We start from the raw sequence: 17,777 nt of genomic DNA on the forward strand, positions 1-17,777 counted from the left end.
CGCGAGAGGCCCGCACCCGGTTCACCCGGGTGCGGGCCTCTCGCCTTGTCCGTACGCGGCTACTCGGCCGTCTTCTTCTTCTCCTCGGCGTCCGCGATCAGCGCCTCCGCCAGCTGCTGCATCGACATCCGCCGGTCCATCGACGTCTTCTGGATCCACCGGAACGCGGCCGGCTCGGAGAGCCCGTAATCCGTCTGCAGGATGCTCTTCGCCCGGTCCACCAGCTTGCGGGTCTCCAGCCGCTGCGAGAGGTCCGCGACCTCGCTCTCCAGCGCCTTCAGCTCCGCGAACCGGGAGACGGCCATCTCGATGGCCGGCACCACGTCGCTCTTGCTGAACGGCTTCACGAGGTACGCCATGGCCCCGGCGTCCCGGGCCCGCTCGACCAGCTCGCGCTGCGAGAACGCGGTGAGCATGAGGACCGGGGCGATGGACTCGCCCGCGATCTTCTCGGCGGCGGAGATGCCGTCCAGGACGGGCATCTTCACGTCCAGGATGACGAGGTCCGGCCGGTGCTCCCGGGCCAGCTCCACGGCCCGCTGCCCGTCGCCCGCCTCCCCGACGACGGAGTAGCCCTCCTCCTCCAGCATCTCCTTGAGGTCGAGGCGGATGAGCGCCTCGTCCTCGGCGATGACGACGCGGGTCGTCAGCGGCGGGACGTGCGACTGGTCGTCGTCGGCGGCGTCAACGGGCTGGGGCGACTCGGGGGTGGTCACGGGGCTCCTCGGTACGGGGCAGATACTGCTGCCACGAGCCTACCTAGCTCCTGTAAGGTAGTGACGCGCAGGGCAGCAATGACCCTTCCTTTCTAAGGCCCCAGTACTCCAACTGGTCAGAGAGGCCGCTCTCAAACAGCGGACAGTGTGGGTTCGAATCCCACCTGGGGCACTTTTCCTTAGATTCCAAGGCGCAAGACGGTTCGGCGAACTTCACTTGATCTGAGTAAGCACGCCCCATTCCAAGCCGGACTGCCCTCTGTACGGCAAAGCTCGCTGGCATGTACGACGTGAGAACCCGTGAGCGGGCCCTGGCTCTGGTCGCGCAGGGCCGCAGCCTCAATTCCGTGAGCAAGCAGACCGGCATTTCGCGTGCCGCCATCCGCTCCTGGCAGACACGCCTGGAACCGCTCGACAAGAACCGGGGCGCCCCATGCCCCCGATGCACCGGCATCCCTAGCAAGATCGAGAACCCGGCCTCGTACGCCTACTTACTGGGGCTCTACCTCGGGGACGGCTGCATCAGTGCGGGCAAACGAGGCGTGTATTCACTCCGCATCGCATGCGCCGACGCATGGCCCGGACTCATCGACGCCTGCGCCGAGGCCGTACAGATCGCACGGCCCTACAACAAGGTCTGCCGGGTAGCGAGTGCCGGCTGCCAGTACGTCACTTCCTTCAGCAAGCACTGGCCCTGCCTCTTCCCTCAGCACGGGGCCGGTAAGAAGCACCACCGCAGGATCGCTCTGGAACCGTGGCAGCAGAAGATCGTGGACGCCCATTCCTGGGAACTCATCCGCGGACTCTTCCACTCCGATGGCTGCCGCATCATCAACTGGGCCACGCGCCTGGTCCAGGGTGAGCGGAAGCGCTATGAGTACCCCCGGTACTTCTTCACCAACAAGTCCGACGACATCCGCAAGCTCTTCAGCGATACCCTCACCGCCGTAGGCGTCGAGTGGACGGTCCTTGCGCGTGGCAGCGATCCGTTCAACATCTCCGTAGCCCGACGGGCATCCGTCGCCCTCATGGATGCGCACGTCGGGCCGAAATACTGAGCCGCCCTACTTCGGGCTGTCGTCCTCGCCGATGTGGTGGACGCGGACCAGGTTCGTGGAGCCCGCGACGCCGGGCGGGGAGCCGGCGGTGATGACCACGACGTCGCCCTTCTTGCAGCGGCCGATGCGCAGCAGTTCCTCGTCGACCTGGGCGACCATCGCGTCCGTGGAGTCGACCTTCGGGCCGAGGAAGGTCTCGACGCCCCAGGTGAGGTTGAGCTGGGCGCGGGTGGCCTCGTCGGGGGTGAAGGCGAGGAGCGGGATGGGTGAGCGGTAGCGGGAGAGGCGTTTGACGGTGTCGCCGCTCTGGGTGAAGGCGACGAGGAACTTCGCGCCGAGGAAGTCCCCCATTTCGGCTGCCGCCCGTGCTACCGCGCCGCCCTGGGTGCGGGGCTTGTTGCGTTCGGTGAGGGGCGGGAGGCCCTTGGCGAGGAGGTCTTCCTCGGCGGCCTCGACGATGCGGGACATGGTGCGGACGGTCTCGACGGGGTATTTGCCGACGCTGGTCTCGCCGGAGAGCATGACGGCGTCGGTGCCGTCGATGATGGCGTTGGCGACGTCGGAGGCCTCGGCGCGGGTGGGGCGGGAGTTTTCGATCATCGAGTCGAGCATCTGGGTGGCGACGATGACCGGTTTGGCGTTGCGCTTGGCGAGTTTGACGGCGCGTTTCTGGACGATCGGCACGTGTTCCAGGGGCATTTCGACGCCGAGGTCGCCGCGGGCGACCATGATGCCGTCGAAGGCGGCGACGATGTCGTCGATGTTGTCGACGGCCTGGGGTTTTTCGACTTTGGCGATGACGGGGAGGCGGCGGCCTTCTTCGTCCATGATGCGGTGGACGTCGTCGATGTCGCGTCCGGTGCGGACGAAGCTGAGGGCGATGAGGTCGGCGCCGGTGCGCAGGGCCCAGCGGAGGTCGTCGATGTCCTTTTCGGAGAGGGCGGGGACGGAGACGGCGACGCCGGGGAGGTTGAGGCCCTTGTTGTCGGAGACCATGCCGCCTTCGATGACGGTGGTGTGGACGCGGGGGCCGTCGACGCCGGTGACTTCGAGGGTGACGCGGCCGTCGTCGACGAGGATGCGTTCGCCGGTGGTGACGTCGGCGGCGAGGCCTTCGTAGGTGGTGGAGCAGATGTCGCCGGTGCCTTGGTCTTCGAGGGGTTCGACGGTGATGGTGAAGGTGTCGCCGCGTTCAAGGAGTACGGGGCCTTCGCGGAAGCGTCCGAGGCGGATCTTCGGGCCTTGAAGGTCGGCGAGGATGCCGACGCTGCGGCCGACTTCTTCGGAGGCTTTGCGGACGTGGTCGTAGCGCTCTTGGTGTTCGGCGTAGCTGCCGTGGCTGAGGTTGAAGCGGGCGATGTCCATTCCCGCTTCGACCAGGGCTTTGATCTGGTCGTATGTGTCGGTTGCGGGTCCTAGGGTGCAGACGATTTTGGCTCGGCGCATGGTTCGAGCCTAATCCTTACCTACGGGTAGGCGGATGGCTCGGCGTGACACCTCAACGTCCTTTGCGTGAAGGGCTATTGACAAGTGTTGAATTGTGCGGAGGGGTGCTCCGATGAGCGTTCATCCGAGGTCCGGGGGGATGAGGGTGAAGGAGGCTTCGACCTGGGCGTCGACGGTCTGGCGTACGGGTTCGAGGTCGAGGGGGGTGGTGTCGGTGGTGGCTTCGGCGGCGGCTCCGAATGGCATGGCGGGGGCGGCGAAGGCGGCGCGGTTGGTGTGGAGGCCGTGCTGGGTGCCGATGTCGTTGAGTTCGAGGAGGGCGTCGAGGCGGGTGTCGAGGGCGTCGGCGTAGGCGCGGGCGCGTTGGAGGGCTTCGTGGACGGCTTGGCGGCGGGCGGCGGCGTGGACGGGTGAGGTGGGGCGCAGGGCCCACCAGGGTCCGTCGATGCGGGTGAGGTCGTGGTCGGCGAGGCGGGTGAGGAGTTCGCCGAGGGCGGTGAAGTCGTTGAGGGTGGCGGTGAGTTGGACGTTTCCGTGGTAGGCGCGGATGCGTTCGGTGCGGCCGTGGCGGGTGAGTTCGGGGCGGATGGCGAGGGTGCCGGTTTCGAGTTTTTCGATGGCGTCGCCGTAGGTCCTGATGAGGTCGAGGGTGGTGGTGTTGCGGTGGGTGAGGTCGTCGAGGGTGGTGCGGCGGTCGGTGTTGCGGGCGGTGAGGGTGATGGTGATGTGGGCGATTTCGGGGTCGGTTTCGAGGTGGGCTTCGCCGCGGACGGTGAGGTGGGGGGCGGTGGGGGTTCCGTAGGGGTGGTGGGGGGCGGCTGCGGGGGTTTCGGTCATGTGTTCACTGTGGCACGGGGGTGGTGTGTCGGGGTGGGTGTCGGGTGGTCATCGGATCGAAACCTGTGCGGGGTGTTGTGGGGGGTGGCTGCTGGGCCATGATCTACGCGCGTTGCCCTACTGAACGAGGAGTGAAGAGATGCCGTTGGACCGTAGGAACTTTCTGAGCCGTTCGGCCGCTGTCGGCGCGGGTGTGGCGATGGCGGGCGGGGCCGTCGCGGCTCCGGCGGTTGCGGTGGGGGCGGAGGGGTTCGGACATGGCCGGGGGAATTTGCCGAAGCGGTACTCGTTCACGGTGATGGGGACGACCGATCTGCACGGGAACGTCTTCAACTGGGACTACTTCACGGACAAGGAGTACGACGACTCGGCGCACAACGATGTCGGTCTGGCGAAGATCTCGACGTTGGTGGACGAGGTGCGGCGGGAGAAGGGGCGGGGGAATACGCTGCTGATCGATGCGGGTGACACGATTCAGGGCACCCAGTTGTCGTATTACTACGCGAAGGTCGATCCGATCACGGCGCGGCGTGGTCCGGTGCATCCGATGGCGCGGGCGATGAACGCGATCGGTTATGACGCGGCGGCGCTCGGGAATCATGAGTTCAATTACGGGATTCCGGTGCTGCGGAAGTTCGAGGAGCAGTGTGATTTCCCGCTGCTGGGGGCGAACGCGTTGGACGCGAAGACGTTGCGGCCGGCTTTCGCGCCGTATGTGATCAAGCGGATGCGTACGCCGTGCGGGCGTGATGTGCGGGTGGCGGTGCTGGGTCTGACGAATCCCGGTGTCGCGATCTGGGACAAGGCGAACGTGGGCGGGAAGATGGTGTTCCCGGGTCTGGAGGAGCAGGCGGCGAAGTGGGTGCCGAAGCTGCGGTCGATGGGTGCGGACGTGGTGGTCGTGTCGGCGCATTCGGGTTCTTCGGGGACGTCGTCGTGGGGTGATCAGTTGCCGTACGTGGAGAACGCGGCGGCGCTGGTGGCGGAGCAGGTGCCGGGGATCGACGCGATTCTGGTGGGGCACGCGCATGTGGAGATCGCCGAGCGTTTCGTGACGAACCGGGAGACCGGGAAGCGGGTGGTGCTCTCGGAGCCGGCGAAGTGGGGGCAGCGGCTGACGTTGTTCGAGTTCGATCTGGTGTGGGAGAAGGGCCGCTGGGTGGTGGAGAGGGCGGGCTCGCGGGTGCTGAACTCCAACACGGTGGCGGAGGACCGGAAGGTGACGTCGTTGTTGCGCCGGGAGCACCGGAAGGTGGTGGAGTACGTCAATCAGGTGATCGGTACGTCGGTGGTGGCGATGTCGACGGCGGATGCGCCGTGGAAGGACGAGCCGATCATCGATCTGATCAACCAGGTGCAGACGGAGACGGTGAGGGCGGGTCTGGCGGGCGGGGAGTTCGCCGCTCTGCCGGTGCTGTCGCAGGCGTCGTGCTTCTCGCGTACGGCGGGGATTCCGGCCGGTGATGTGACGATCAGGGATGCGGCGGGGCTGTATCCGTTCGAGAACACGTTGGAGGCGCGGTTGATCACGGGCGCCCAGTTGAAGGATTACCTGGAGTATTCGGCGCGGTATTACGTGCGGACTCCGGCGGGTGGGCCGGTGGACACCGCGAAGCTGACGAATGCGGACGGGGTTCCGGACTACAACTACGACGCGGTGTCGGGTGTGACGTACGACGTCGATATCGCGCAGCCGGTGGGTGCGCGGATCGTGGGGTTGTCGTTCGAGGGGAAGGCGGTCGATCCGGCGGCGCGGTTCGTGCTGGCGGTGAACAACTACCGGGCGTCGGGCGGGGGGAATTTCCCGCATGTGCCGGGTGCGCGGCAGGTGTGGGCGGATTCGGACGAGATCCGGAACACGATCATCGGCTGGGTGCGGGAGAAGGGGACGGTGGATCCGGCGGCGTTCGCGTCGGTGGGGTGGCGGTTGACGCGTGAGGGGGTGCCTGTCTTCCCGTAGCGCTGCTTGTCGCGCGGTCTGTTGTCCGGCCCGGGTCTCCTTCTTCGGGGGGCCCGGGCCGTTCTTCGTGTGCGGGGTCAGTGGGTTCGGGTCAGGGGGTGGGGGCCGGTGGCCTGGGCGGGGATGGGGGCGGGTTGGGGGGTGAGGCCGAAGGTGGTGAAGGCGGTGCGTTCGGGGAGGGGGTAGGGGTTGGCGCCGGTGAGGTTGTTGAGGATGGTGGCGCTGCGCCAGGCGGCGAGGCCCAGGTCGGGGGCGCCGACGCCGTGGGTGTGGCGTTCGGCGTTCTGGACGTAGACGTGTCCGGTGACGGCGGGGTCGAGGACGAGTCGGTACTGGTCGTCGATGCGGGGGCGGTGGGAGGCGTCGCGGCTGAGGTAGGGGGCGAGGCCGCCGAGGAGGGCGTCGAGGGGGCGTTCGCGGTAGCCGGTGGCGAGGATGACGGCGTCGGTGGCGAGGCGGGTGCGGATGCCTTGCTGGGTGTGTTCGAGGTGGAGTTCGACGCGGGTGTCGGCGAGTCGGCCGGCGGTGCGGACGTGGACGCCGGGGGTGAGGGTGGCGTCGGGCCAGCCGCCGTGGAGGGTGCGCCGGTAGAGCTCGTCGTGGATGGCGGCGATGGTGTCGGCGTCGATGCCTTTGTGGAGTTGCCACTGGCGGGGGACGAGTTCGTCGCGGGCGGTTTCGGGGAGGGCGTGGAAGTAGCGGCTGTAGTCGGGGGTGAAGTGTTCGAGGCCGAGTTTGGAGTACTCCATGGGGGCGAATGCCTGGGTGCGGGCGAGCCAGTGGAGGTTTTCGGCGCCTTCGGGGCGGGCGCGCAGGAGGTCGAGGAAGATCTCCGCGCCGGACTGGCCGGAGCCGATGACGGTGATGTGGTCGGCGGCGAGGAGGCGGTCGCGGTGGCGGAGGTAGTCGGCGGAGTGGAGTACGGGGACGCCTTCGGCTTCGGCGAGGGGTTTGAGGGGGTCGGGGACGAAGGGTTCGGTGCCGATGCCGAGGGCGATGTGGCGGGCGTAGGCGCGGCCGAGGGCTTCGGCTTCGCCGTCGCGGTCGAGTTGGGTGAAGTCGACTTCGAAGAGGGCGCGGTCGGTGTTCCAGCGGACGGCGTCGACCTGGTGGCCGAAGTGGAGTCCGGGGAGTTGTTCGGTGACCCAGCGGCAGTAGGCGTCGTATTCGGCGCGTTGGATGTGGAAGCGCTCGGCGAAGTAGAAGGGGAAGAGGCGGTCGCGGGTGCGGAGGTAGTTGAGGAAGCTCCAGGGGCTGGTGGGGTCGGCGAGGGTGACGAGATCGGCGAGGAAGGGGACTTGGAGGCTGGCGCCGTCGAGGAGGAGGCCGGGGTGCCAGTGGAAGGCGGGGCGTTGTTCGTAGAAGGTGGCGGCGAGGGGGCGCCGGGTGCCGGGGGCGGCGGGGATGGCGTGGGCGAGGGCGGCGAGGGAGAGGTTGAAGGGTCCGATGCCGATGCCGACGAGGTCGTGTGGCTGGTCGGGTTCGGGGGCGGGCCGGTCGGTCATCGCGGGGTGTCGCTTTCCGTGGAGTGGGGTGCGCCGGTGGTGGCGGCGGGGTGGGTGAGGAGTTCGGTGGTGGCGTGGGTGACGAGGTCGAGGAGGGCTTGGAGGTCCTGGGGGGTGGTGTGGGGGTTGAGGAGGGTGGCTTTGAGCCAGAGGCGGTCCGCGGTGTGGGCGCGGCCGAGGACGGCGTGGCCGCGGTGGAGGAGGGTGCGGCGGATGGCGGCGACGGTGTGGTCGTCGGCTCCGGTGGGGCGGAAGAGGACGGTGCTGATGGTGGGGTGGTCGTAGAGGTCGAGGCCGGGGGTGGCGGTGATGAGGTCGGCGAGGTGGTGGGCGGTGGCGAGGGTGCGGTCGATGAGGTCGGCGAGTCCGTCGCGGCCCAGTGCGTGGAGGGTGACGGCGATTTTGAGGGCGTCGGGGCGGCGGGTGGTGCGCAGGGAGCGGCCGAGGAGGTCGGGGAGGCCGGCTTCGGTGTCGTCGTCGGCGTTGAGGTAGGGGGCGTGGTGGTGGAGGGGGGCGAGGTGGTGGTGGTCGGGTACGGCGAGGAGTCCGGCGGACGCGGGCTGCCAGCCGAGTTTGTGGAGGTCGAGGGTGACGCTGTGGGCGCGGTGGAGGCCGTGGAGGAGGGTGCGGTGGGTGGGGCTGAGGAGGAGGGGGCCTCCGTAGGCGGCGTCGATGTGGAGTTCGGCGCCGTGGGCGGCGCAGAGGTCGGCGATGGTGTCGAGGGGGTCGATGGCGCCGGTGTCGGTGGTGCCGGCGGTGGCGACGACGAGGTGGGGGCGGTGGAGTTCGGTGAGGGCGGCGTCGAGGGCGGTGGGGTCGAGGGTGCCGCGGGGGGCGGGGACGGTGACGGGTTCGGGGAGGCCGAGGAGCCAGGCGGCGCGGGCGATGCTGTGGTGGGCGTTGGCGCCGCAGATGGTCTGGACGGGGCCGTGGCGTTCGCGGGCCAGGAGGAGGGCTAGTTGGTTGGCCTCGGTGCCGCCGGTGGTGATGACGGCGTCGGGTGAGGGGGTGTGGGGGTAGATCTCGGCGGCCAGTGCGGCGGTGAGGTCGGCTTCGAGGGCGGAGGCGGCGGGGGCCTGGTCCCAGGAGTCCATGGAGGGGTTGAGGGCGCTGGCGGCGAGGTCGGCGGCGGCTGCCAGGGCGAGGGGCGGGGTGTGGAGGTGGGCGGTGCAGTGGGGGTGGGCGGGGTCGGCGGCGCCTGCCGCGAGGGCGGTGACGAGGGTGGTGAGGGCGTGGTGGGGGCCGGTGCCGTGGTCGGGGATGAGGGGGTGGGCTGCGGCGCGGGTGCGGGGGGCGACGATCCCGGGTCCGCCGGCGGGGAGGGGGCCGTCGCGGAGGGCGGCGCCGTCGTGGAGGGCGGCGAGGACGGTGTCGAGGAGGGGGCGCAGGGCGGCGGGGCCCGTGACGCCTCCGGCGAGGGGCGGGGTGGTGGGCATGGGCGGAACGGTCCTTCACGTGCGGGCGGGGTGGGCATGCCGACTGCTCCCGGGTTTCGGGTGGTGCGGCCGAAGAGCCCAACGATCCGGGCTCGAAAGGGGTACTGGTGGGCGGTGTGGCCTGTTCGGGACGGGTTGAGGCGGTATCGGCGTGCGATTGCTGGACGGGTGTGCGGGGGGCGCGGGGGGCGCGGAGTGCGGGGGGGCGCGGAGTGCGGGGGGGGGCGGTTGCGGCGGGNGGGGGGGGGGGGGGGGGGGGGGGGGGGGGGGGGGGGGGGGGGGGGGGGGGGGGGGGGGGGGGGGGGGCGGTTGCGGCGGGCGGCCCGACGACGGCTCTCGGGTTCGCCCTCGGCGTACGGCGGCGGGAGAAGCCCGTCCAGAAGGGTTCGGCTCGTCGGTAAGGGTTCGGGGCGGCGGTGGTGCGGGGGGGCCGCGTCGTACGGAGCGGGGCCCCGCCGGTGGGTACGCCGCTGTACCGGCCGGAGGCGGAGTCCTTCACGGCGGCTGAGGCGTCCGGGCCGGACCGGGGTGCTCGACCTGTTCAGTGAACGCGATCACGCGGTCCCGGAGATGCCGACCGGGGTGGGGGGGCGAGGCCGCCCATCGCTCCCAGCAGGCGGTGGTGGTGTGCCGGGCGGGGCTCGTGACGGCCCGGCGGGAAGGGGCGGCGGGAGGGCGGCGGCCCACCGCACGTCGGCCGCCCCGGGGGCGGCGGAGTTGCCGCAGACGCGCGGGCGATCCTGACCGGGGCGTCGGCGGGACGGGCGGAGCGGGCGGCCGATCTGCGGGCGGCGGGCGGGGCAGGGGCGGCGCGACGGGTGGGGCCCGGGGCGACGCGCCGGAGGGCCGGGGGGCGGTGCGGTGGAGGGCAGCGCGGCCGGCTGATCCCGTGCGCGTAGGGCCGGTTGGTTCCGTCCGCGCACAGCCGGGTTCGTTCGCCGGTCGGGGCGTTCACCGGTCGGGGCGTTCGCCGGTCAGCGGGGTCCCCCGGCCCCAGGGGGGCCTCGGCCCCGGGGCGGGCCCGGCGCCCTGTGCCGGGTGCGCTCCCCCTCCGCCGGGCGCGCACGGCCGCGGGGTGGGAGCCGGTGTTCTGGTCGTCGGCGCCTGGCACCGGGTGCGCGCACGGCCGGGGGCGGGCCGGTCCCCGCCCCCCGGCCGTGCGCGTCGGGTCAGCCGTTCGCGGCGGCGTTCGTCCGTACGGCGAGGGCGCGGCGGAGGTCGTCGAGCTGGTCGACGAGCTTGCGGCGCAGGGCGGGGATGAGGTCGGGGTCCTCCAGGGCGCGGGCGCCGGTGGCGAGGCTGTCGGCGTCGATGGCGTAGGCGGGGAAGGCGTGGCGTCCGGCGGCCTCGGCGATGGCGGGGCCCCGGCGGGCGGCCAGCGCGGTGGCGTCCGCGTAGAAGCGGGGCACGTACGCGGCGAGCAGGTCTTCCTGGCCGGGCTGCCAGAAACCCTGGGCGGTGGCGGTGAAGAGGTAGTTGGACAGGGTGTCGTCGGTGAACAGCGCGTCCCACGCGGCGGCCTTGGCCTCGGCGGTGGGCAGCGCGGCACGGCAGCGGGCGGCGCCTTCCCGGCCGGTGGCGCTGGTGTCGGCTTCGAGCGCGGCGGCGATGGCCTTCTCGTCGGTGGCGCCGAGGGCGGCGAGCCGGGTGAGGATGCGCCAGCGCAGCTCGGGGTCGAGCTCGGGTCCGCCGTGGACGGTGCCTTCGTCGAGCCAGGTGCGGAGCGTGTCGGGCTGGGTGGCGGCGTCGATGAAGTGGCGTACCGCGATGAGGCGGAGGCCGGGCTGCGAGCCGTCCTCGGTGCGGCGGATGAGGTCGCGGCAGAGGTCGGTGAGCGTGGCGAGGGCGGCGGGCCGGTCCTCGGGGGCGACGTAGCGGTCGGCGATCTGTCCGGCGGCGAAGGTGAGGACGCCCTGGACGAGGGCGAGGTCGCTCTCGTAGGGGAGGTGGGTGCGGGCCGTCGCGAGGTAGGCGGCGGGGGCCAGGTCGCCGTCGCGGACCATGTCGCGGGCGGCGTTCCACAGGACGGCCCGGGTGAGGGCGTCGGGGATGCCGGAGAGGCCGGCGAGGACGGTGTCCCAGGAGGCGGCGTCCGGGCGGATCTTGGCGTAGGTGAGGTCGCCGTCGTTGAGGACGACGAGGGCGGGGCGGTGGCCGGGGCGGACCGTGGGGGTGCCGTCGCCGGGTACGTCGATCTCGAAGCGGTCGCGCAGAGCGAGGTGGCCGGGGCCCGCCTGGGTGTTCAGAGCGTGGTCGTAGGCGCCGACGGCGATGCGGTGGGGGCGGGAGCCGTCGCGGGTGACGGTGAGGGTCCAGGACTGGCCGTTGCCGCTCGGGGCGGTGGCGGAGGGTTCGGGGGCGCCGACCTCGGCGGTGAGGGTGTCGATGCCGGTGGTGCGCAGCCACTGCTCGGCCCAGGTGTGGACGTCGCGGTCGGTGGCGGAGGCCAGGTTGTCGATGAAGTCGGCGAGGGTGGCGTTGGCGAACCGGTGGCGGGCGAAGTGGGCGTTGATGCCGGCCAGGAAGTCCTTCTCGCCGAGCCAGGCGACGAGTTGGCGCAGGGCGGAGGCGCCCTTGGCGTAGCTGATGCCGTCGAAGTTGAGGAGGGCGGAGGCGGTGTCGGGGACGGCGTCGGGGTCGGGGGCGACGGGGTGGGTGGAGGGGCGCTGGTCCGCGTCGTAGCCCCAGCCCTTGCGGGCGACGCCGAAGTCGACCCAGGTGTCGGTGAAGCGGGTCGCCTCGGTGAGCGTCTGGTAGCCCATGTACTCGGCGAAGGACTCGTTGAGCCAGATGTCGTCCCACCACGTCAGGGTGACGAGGTCGCCGAACCACATGTGGGCCATCTCGTGGGCGATGACCATGGCGCGGGTCTGGCGTTCGGTGTCGGTGACGGCGGAGCGGTAGACGAACTCGTCGCGGAAGGTGACGAGTCCGGGGTTCTCCATGGCGCCCGCGTTGAACTCGGGGACGAACGCCTGGTCGTAGGAGTCGAACGGGTAGGGCTCGTCGAACTTCTCGTGGTAGCGGTCGTAGCAGGCGCGGGTGATGTCGAGGATCTCGTCGGCGTCGGCGTCCAGGTACGGGGCGAGGGAGCGGCGGCAGTGGATGCCGAAGGGCAGCCCGGCGTGTTCGGTGGTGATCGAGTGCCAGGGGCCCGCGGCGACCGCGACGAGGTAGGTGGAGACGGGCGGGGTGGGGGCGATGGTCCAGTGTCCCTCGCCGGTGTGCTCGGCGACGCCGTTGCCGAGGACGGTCCACCCGTCGGGGGCGGTGACGTCGATGGCGAAGACGGACTTGAGGTCGGGCTGGTCGAAGGCGGCGAAGACGCGCTGGACGTCCTCCATGAAGAGCTGGGTGTAGAGGTAGGTCTCGCCGTCGGTGGGGTCGGTGAAGCGGTGCATGCCCTCGCCGGTGCGGGAGTAGTGCATCGCGGCGTCGACGCGCAGTTCGTGGGGGCCGGCGGCGAGGCCGGTGAGGGGGTAGCGGTTGCCGTCGAGGAGGGCGGGGTCGAGCGGCTGTCCGTCGAGGCTGATCGAGCGCAGGGCGGCGGGCTTGACCTCGACGAAGGTGTCTCCGGCCGCGCGGGCGGTGAACCGGATGGCGGTGCGGGAGTCGAAGGTCTCGTCGCCGGTGGTGAGGTCGAGGGCGATGGTGTACCGCTCCACGTCGAGGAACTGGGCTCGGGTCTGCGCTTCGTCGCGCGTCAGTACGGACATGGCCCCATGCTGCCGTACGGGGGACGGTGGGCGCAGCGGGGTTCTCGCAGGGCGGAGCCGGTCCGGGACGGCCACTGCCGGGGCGGGTCCGGCGGGCGGGAGCCCGGTGCGATGACCCCGTGGCGGCCTACGGGATGGGCTGCGGGGGCAGCGCGCTGGGCTTCCGCCGCACCATCCGCTCCTTGCGCGACGACGCCTCGTGGAGGCCCGGCCGGCTCGCGCTCGGCGCGGCGGCCATCGGCTCGGGCGTCTGGACGATGTACTTCGTCGCCGTGACGGGCTTCCACGTGGCGGAGGCGCCGGTCCCCTACGACCTTCGGCAGACGGCTCTGCGCCTGGTCGTCGCGCTCGTGGTGGTCGGCGTGGGCGTCTTCATCGTCGGCTACCGGGGACGGCCCGTACGGCGTTGCCGGCGGCGGGCCTGACCACCCGGCTCGGGGTCGGGGTGGCGGGCATGCACTGCGTCGGCATGGCGGGCATGCGGATGAACGGGCGGCTGGAGTACAGCACGGTGGCCGTCGCGCTCTCCGTCCTGATCGCGATCGCCGCCGCGACCGCCGCCCCGCGGGCCGCCGTGTCGGGCCCCGACCGCCGGGCGGCCCGGGGGTTCCCGGCCGCGCACCCGGGAACGCCCGCCTACCAGGGAGCGGGCGCTTACCAGGGAGCGGGCACGCCCCCCGCAGCGGCCACGTCCCGGCGAACGGCGGCGTACGACCGGCTCGACGCCCACGGGCAGCCGCAGTCGCAGCCTCAGCCTCCGCAACACCACCTGATCAGCATCCGTCGGGCGAGCGGCGGGTGGCGGGCGCGGGGGCCGGGGCCGGCCAGAACCGGGAAAGGGCTTCCGTGCTTTCTCAGACCCCGGCGCCGTTCTCCGTCTCCTCGGCGATGCGCTCGTGGTGGCGGATCACCTCGGCGATGATGAAGTTCAGCAGCTTCTCGGCGAACGCCGGGTCCAGGTTCGCGCTCTGCGCCAGCTGCCGGAGCCGGGCGATCTGGCGGGTCTCGCGCGCGGGGTCGGCGGGCGGCAGCCGGTGGTCCGCCTTGAGGCGGCCGACCTGCTGGGTGGCCTTGAAGCGCTCCGCCAGCATGTGGACGACGGCGGCGTCGATGTTGTCGATGCTCTCGCGCAGCCGGCTCAGCTCGGCCTGGACGGAGGCGTCGATCTCGCTCGTACTCATGGTCAGCGAGCTTAGAGGACGTCTCGGGCGGTGATCCGGCGGTGGCGGACGAGTGCTGCGGCGATGCCGGCGAAGCCGAGGTCCGCACCGGGCGGGACGGCTTCCCGGCCTGCCGCCGTCAGGTGGCGATCGTCGGCGGATCGTCGGGGTCGGGCACCTGGTCGCTCCAGCCGCCGGGCACGCTGCGGCCCTGCTGCTCGCGGAAGCGGACGGGGGCGGTGCCGACCCGGCGGGCGAAGAGGCGGGAGAAGTAGGCCGGATCGTCGTAGCCGACGCGGCGGGCCACGGCGGCGACCGGCAGGTCGGTGGCGGCGAGGAGTTCCTTGGCCCGGCCCAGCCGGATGCCGAGCAGGTAGTCCTTGGGGCTGCAGCCGGCCCCGCGCCGTACGGCGGTGCGCAGTTCGGCGGCCGTCATGCCGTGCCGGGCGGCGTGCTCGGCGATGGTGAGCGGCTGGTAGGCGTCGCGGGCCAGCGCCCGGAGCACCGGGTCGCCGTCCGGGCCGACGTCCGCGCGGGCGCGGCGCAGGGAGACGAGGAGTTCGTGGACGGCGGCCCCGGTCTCCACCTCCAGCAGCGGGTTGCCGCGCCGGGCGGCGCGCACCATGCGTCCGACGGCGGCGCGCGGCGCGGCGGTGTCGGAGAGCGGGACGAGGGGGCGGTCGGGCTCGATGTAGCCGAGTTCGGTGTACGTGGTGGTGGCGGGCCCGGTGAAGTCGACGAAGCTCTCGTCCCATCCGGTGCCCGGGTCGGCGCCGTAGTGGTGGGGGGTGCCGGGGGTCAGCCAGATGAGGCTGGGGCCGGTGACCGGGGTGCGGCGGCCGTCGGAGCCCTTGAACCAGCCGGTGCCGGAGTGGACGATCACGGCGACGTGGTGGTCGAGGGTGCGGGGGCCCACGGTGGGCAGCGCCCCGTGCTGGAGGCCGACGCCGAGGCAGACGAGCCCCAGGCGGTGGTGGAGGGGGCTCGGGGTGAAGAAGCGCATCCAGGTGTGGTACATCGCGGTCCTTCCCTCCCAGGTGGCCCCTCGCGCCCGGACCGGGCGGGTCCGTTGCGTCCAATCAACTGCGATCTTTGTCCATGGACCCGGTGCGCGCCAGAGGTGACAGTGGTCGGACCACTGGATCGAGGGCCGCGGGTGCGGCCCAGCACAGGAGCGTACGAGCACCATGACCGACTTCACCGTGGGCGACGACTGTTTCCGGTTCGACGGGAAGCCCGTACGGCTGCTGTCGGGCGCCCTGCACTACTTCCGGGTGCACGAGGAGCAGTGGGAGCACCGGCTGGCGATGCTCGCCGCGATGGGGCTGAACTGCGTCGAGACGTACGTCCCGTGGAATCTGCACGAGCCCCGGGAGGGCGAGGTCCGGGACGTGGGGGCGCTGGGCCGGTTCCTGGACGCGGTGGAGCGGGCGGGGCTGTGGGCGATCGTGCGGCCGGGCCCGTACATCTGCGCCGAGTGGGAGAACGGCGGCCTCCCGGTGTGGGTGACGGGCCGGTTCGGGCGGGGGGTGCGTACCCGGGACGCGGCCTACCGGGCGGTGGTGGAGCGGTGGTTCCGCGCGCTGCTGCCGCAGGTGGTGCGGCGGCAGGTGTCCCGGGGCGGGCCGGTGATCCTCGTCCAGGCGGAGAACGAGTACGGCAGTTACGGCAGCGACGCGGTGTATCTGGAGTGGTTGGCGGGGCTGTTGCGGCAGTGCGGGGTGACGGTCCCCCTGTTCACGTCGGACGGTCCGGAGGACCACATGCTGACCGGGGGTTCGGTGCCGGGCCTCCTCGCGACGGCGAACTTCGGTTCGGGGGCGCGGGAGGGGTTCGAGGTGCTGCGCCGGCACCAGCGGAAGGGCCCGTTGATGTGCATGGAGTTCTGGTGCGGCTGGTTCGACCACTGGGGGGCCGAGCCGGTGCGCCGGGATCCGGAGGAGGCGGCCGGGGCGCTGCGGGAGATCCTGGAGTGCGGGGCGTCGGTGAACGTCTACATGGCGCACGGGGGGACGAACTTCGGGGGCTGGGCGGGGGCGAACCGTTCCGGTCCGTTGCAGGACGGGGCGTTCCAGCCGACGGTGACCTCGTACGACTACGACGCGCCGGTGGACGAGTACGGGCGGGCGACGGAGAAGTTCCGGTTGTTCCGGGAGGTGCTGGCGGAGTACGCCGAGGGCCCGTTGCCCGCGCTGCCGCCGGAGCCGGTGGGGCTGCCCGGGCCGGTGCGGGTGGAGTTGGCGGAGTGGGCCGGGCTCGGGGACGTGCTGGAGGTGCTGGGCGGTCCGGAGACGGAGTCGGGGGTGCCGCCGACCTTCGAGGAGCTGGGCGTGGACCGGGGCCTGGTGCGCTACCGGGTGGCGGTGCCGGGGCCGCGGCAGGCGTATCCGCTGGGGGTCTCGGGGTTGCGGGACCGGGCGGTGGTCTCGGTGGACGGGGCCCGGGCCGGGGTGCTGACCGAGGAGTCCGGGACGCTGCCGGAACCGGTGGCGGGTCCGGCGGAGGTCGAGCTGTGGGTGGAATCGCTGGGGCGGGTCAACTACGGGCCGCGCCTGGGCGAGTCGAAGGGTCTCACCGGCGGGGTGCTGCACGAGCGTCAGTATCTGCACGGGGTGCGGGCCCGGGGGCTGCGGCTCGACGCGTTCGAGGCGGCGGACGCGGTGGCGGCGGTGCCGTTCGGGCCGGTACCGGAGGGCCCCGGCGCGACGGGGCTGTTCCGGGGGGCGTTCATGGTGGAGGGGGCGGCGGGCGTCGATCACGCGGGTCTCGAACTGCCGGGCTGGACGCGTGGGTTCGTCTGGGTGAACGGTTTCTGTCTGGGCCGTTACTGGTCGGTGGGCCCGCAGCGGACCCTGTACGTTCCGGGCCCGGTGCTCCGCGAGGGCGCCAACGAGGTGTGGGTGCTGGAGCTGGAGGAGGCGGGCGAGCCGCGGGTGGAACTGGGCCCGGGGGCGCCCGTGGTGGCGGGCGCCCCCGGGGCGGTTCACGGTTGACCGGCCTCGGCCGGTCCCCGGTCACCGGACGGGCGTCCGGTGACCGGGAGGACCGGGGGCGGAGCCGGCCGGTCGTTCCGTGGGGGCCGAGCGAGGGGGCCGGGCGGCCCGGACGGGTCAGAGGGAGTCGGCCGCGGAGGCGATGTCCGCCGCGAAGTGCGAGACCTCGGTGTAGACGCCCGGGTAGTTCGGGCGGGCGCAGCCCTGGCCCCAGCTGACGATGCCGACCTGGATCCACTCGTCGGAGTCGTCCTTGCGGAACATCGGTCCGCCGGAGTCGCCCTGGCAGCTGTCGACGCCGCCGGTGTCGAGGAGGCCGGCGCACAGCTCCTCACCGGGGACGAGGTCGCTGTAGGCGCTCTGGCAGTCGGCGTCGGAGACGAACGGGACCTCGGCCTTGAGCAGGTGGCGCTGCTGGCTGCCGCCCTCGCGGTCGGCGCCCCAGCCGGCGACGGTGAACGTGCCCTCGTCGTAGGTGTCGTCGGTGGCGATCTTCAGGGTGGGCTGGTCGATGGGCTGGTCGAGCTTGATCAGGGCCCAGTCCTTGCCGGTGCCGTTGTAGCCGGGGGCCTGGAGGACCTTGGCGGACCGGACCTCGACGGCCTCGGGCGATTCGAGGTCGGCGACGCCGCCGGTGGCGGTGATCGAGGTGTCGTCGCCCGAGCCGTCCACGCAGTGGGCGGCGGTGAGGACGATGTCCTGGGTGTAGAGGGCGCCGCCGCAGCCCATGGAGAGCCGGACCATGAAGGGGAACTCGCCCTGTTCGGCGCGCTCTCCGCCGACGATCGGCTGGGGGGCCGCGGACGCGGGCTGGAAGCCGACGGCCGCCACGGCGATCGCCGCCACGGCGACGGAACACCTTTTCAGCACACTCGGAAGCTTCATGAAGGCCTGCTTTCGTGGGGGGATTTCGTGTGGGGGGTCGCTGTGGGGGGTTGTCGCGCCGCGCC

12 protein-coding genes, 1 tRNA gene and 1 pseudogene are annotated in these 17,777 nt (G+C 71.9%); 5 read left to right on the top strand and 9 right to left on the bottom strand.

What is annotated here, in order from left to right; genetic code table 11:
* Nucleotides 1-59 precede the first annotated feature (59 nt).
* Nucleotides 60-716, bottom strand: coding sequence for an ANTAR domain-containing response regulator (locus AMK24_RS15170; RefSeq protein WP_073769250.1), 657 nt, complete (start codon nucleotides 714-716; stop codon nucleotides 60-62).
* A gap of 97 nt (nucleotides 717-813) precedes the next feature.
* Here AMK24_RS15170 and AMK24_RS15175 point away from each other — a divergent pair.
* Together AMK24_RS15175 and AMK24_RS15180 are read left to right on the top strand one after the other, a co-directional pair.
* A tRNA-Leu gene (locus tag AMK24_RS15175) sits at nucleotides 814-888 on the top strand.
* A gap of 109 nt (nucleotides 889-997) precedes the next feature.
* Nucleotides 998-1,774, top strand: coding sequence for a helix-turn-helix domain-containing protein (locus tag AMK24_RS15180; RefSeq protein ID WP_073769252.1), 777 nt, complete (start codon nucleotides 998-1,000; stop codon nucleotides 1,772-1,774).
* Nucleotides 1,775-1,780: 6 nt separating this feature from the next.
* On the opposite strand, the gene pyk is transcribed toward AMK24_RS15180, so the two are convergent.
* Nucleotides 1,781-3,220 (bottom strand): pyruvate kinase, encoded by a 1,440-nt coding sequence (gene pyk / locus AMK24_RS15185; protein ID WP_073769254.1) that lies wholly within the window; start codon nucleotides 3,218-3,220, stop codon nucleotides 1,781-1,783.
* A 120-nt stretch (nucleotides 3,221-3,340) separates the two neighbouring features.
* Nucleotides 3,341-4,057 (bottom strand): SIMPL domain-containing protein, encoded by a 717-nt coding sequence (locus tag AMK24_RS15190; RefSeq protein WP_073769256.1) that lies wholly within the window; start codon nucleotides 4,055-4,057, stop codon nucleotides 3,341-3,343.
* Nucleotides 4,058-4,196: 139 nt separating this feature from the next.
* On the opposite strand from AMK24_RS15190, the gene AMK24_RS15195 reads away from it, so the two are divergent.
* The gene (locus AMK24_RS15195) at nucleotides 4,197-6,017 is read left to right on the top strand and encodes a bifunctional metallophosphatase/5'-nucleotidase (protein ID WP_073769258.1); all 1,821 of its coding nucleotides are present in this window, start codon (nucleotides 4,197-4,199) and stop codon (nucleotides 6,015-6,017) included.
* Nucleotides 6,018-6,094: 77 nt separating this feature from the next.
* Here the strand turns inward: AMK24_RS15195 and AMK24_RS15200 are convergent, their stop codons facing one another.
* The 3 genes from AMK24_RS15200 to pepN form a co-directional block, all read right to left on the bottom strand.
* Nucleotides 6,095-7,522 (bottom strand): lysine N(6)-hydroxylase/L-ornithine N(5)-oxygenase family protein, encoded by a 1,428-nt coding sequence (locus tag AMK24_RS15200; RefSeq protein WP_073769260.1) that lies wholly within the window; start codon nucleotides 7,520-7,522, stop codon nucleotides 6,095-6,097.
* The gene (locus AMK24_RS15205) at nucleotides 7,519-8,958 is read right to left on the bottom strand and encodes a pyridoxal phosphate-dependent decarboxylase family protein (RefSeq protein WP_073769262.1); all 1,440 of its coding nucleotides are present in this window, start codon (nucleotides 8,956-8,958) and stop codon (nucleotides 7,519-7,521) included. Before AMK24_RS15205 ends, AMK24_RS15200 begins: the two co-directional genes overlap by 4 nt.
* A gap of 1,169 nt (nucleotides 8,959-10,127) precedes the next feature.
* Nucleotides 10,128-12,674 carry an aminopeptidase N gene (pepN, locus tag AMK24_RS15215; RefSeq protein WP_073769266.1) on the bottom strand — a complete coding sequence of 849 codons (2,547 nt, stop codon included), beginning with the start codon at nucleotides 12,672-12,674 and terminating at the stop codon, nucleotides 10,128-10,130.
* A gap of 134 nt (nucleotides 12,675-12,808) precedes the next feature.
* Here pepN and AMK24_RS34750 point away from each other — a divergent pair.
* A pseudogene (locus AMK24_RS34750) lies at nucleotides 12,809-13,254 on the top strand (MHYT domain-containing protein); the annotation flags it as partial.
* Nucleotides 13,255-13,528: 274 nt separating this feature from the next.
* On the opposite strand, the gene AMK24_RS15230 reads toward AMK24_RS34750, so the two are convergent.
* Both AMK24_RS15230 and AMK24_RS15235 read right to left on the bottom strand, forming a co-directional pair.
* Entirely contained in the window at nucleotides 13,529-13,855 is a 327-nt protein-coding gene (locus AMK24_RS15230) for a chorismate mutase (RefSeq protein ID WP_073769272.1), read from the bottom strand.
* A 118-nt stretch (nucleotides 13,856-13,973) separates the two neighbouring features.
* Entirely contained in the window at nucleotides 13,974-14,852 is an 879-nt protein-coding gene (locus AMK24_RS15235) for an AraC family transcriptional regulator (protein ID WP_073769274.1), read from the bottom strand.
* A gap of 169 nt (nucleotides 14,853-15,021) precedes the next feature.
* Between AMK24_RS15235 and AMK24_RS15240 the strand changes: the two genes are divergently transcribed.
* The gene (locus AMK24_RS15240) at nucleotides 15,022-16,827 is read left to right on the top strand and encodes a glycoside hydrolase family 35 protein (RefSeq protein WP_073769276.1); all 1,806 of its coding nucleotides are present in this window, start codon (nucleotides 15,022-15,024) and stop codon (nucleotides 16,825-16,827) included.
* Nucleotides 16,828-16,944: 117 nt separating this feature from the next.
* On the opposite strand, the gene AMK24_RS15245 is transcribed toward AMK24_RS15240, so the two are convergent.
* Nucleotides 16,945-17,712, bottom strand: coding sequence for a S1 family peptidase (locus AMK24_RS15245; protein WP_073769278.1), 768 nt, complete (start codon nucleotides 17,710-17,712; stop codon nucleotides 16,945-16,947).
* Between the last annotated feature and the right edge of the window lie 65 nt (nucleotides 17,713-17,777).

Source organism: Streptomyces sp. CB02366, assembly GCF_001905905.1.
Taxonomy (GTDB): Bacteria; Actinomycetota; Actinomycetes; order Streptomycetales; family Streptomycetaceae; genus Streptomyces.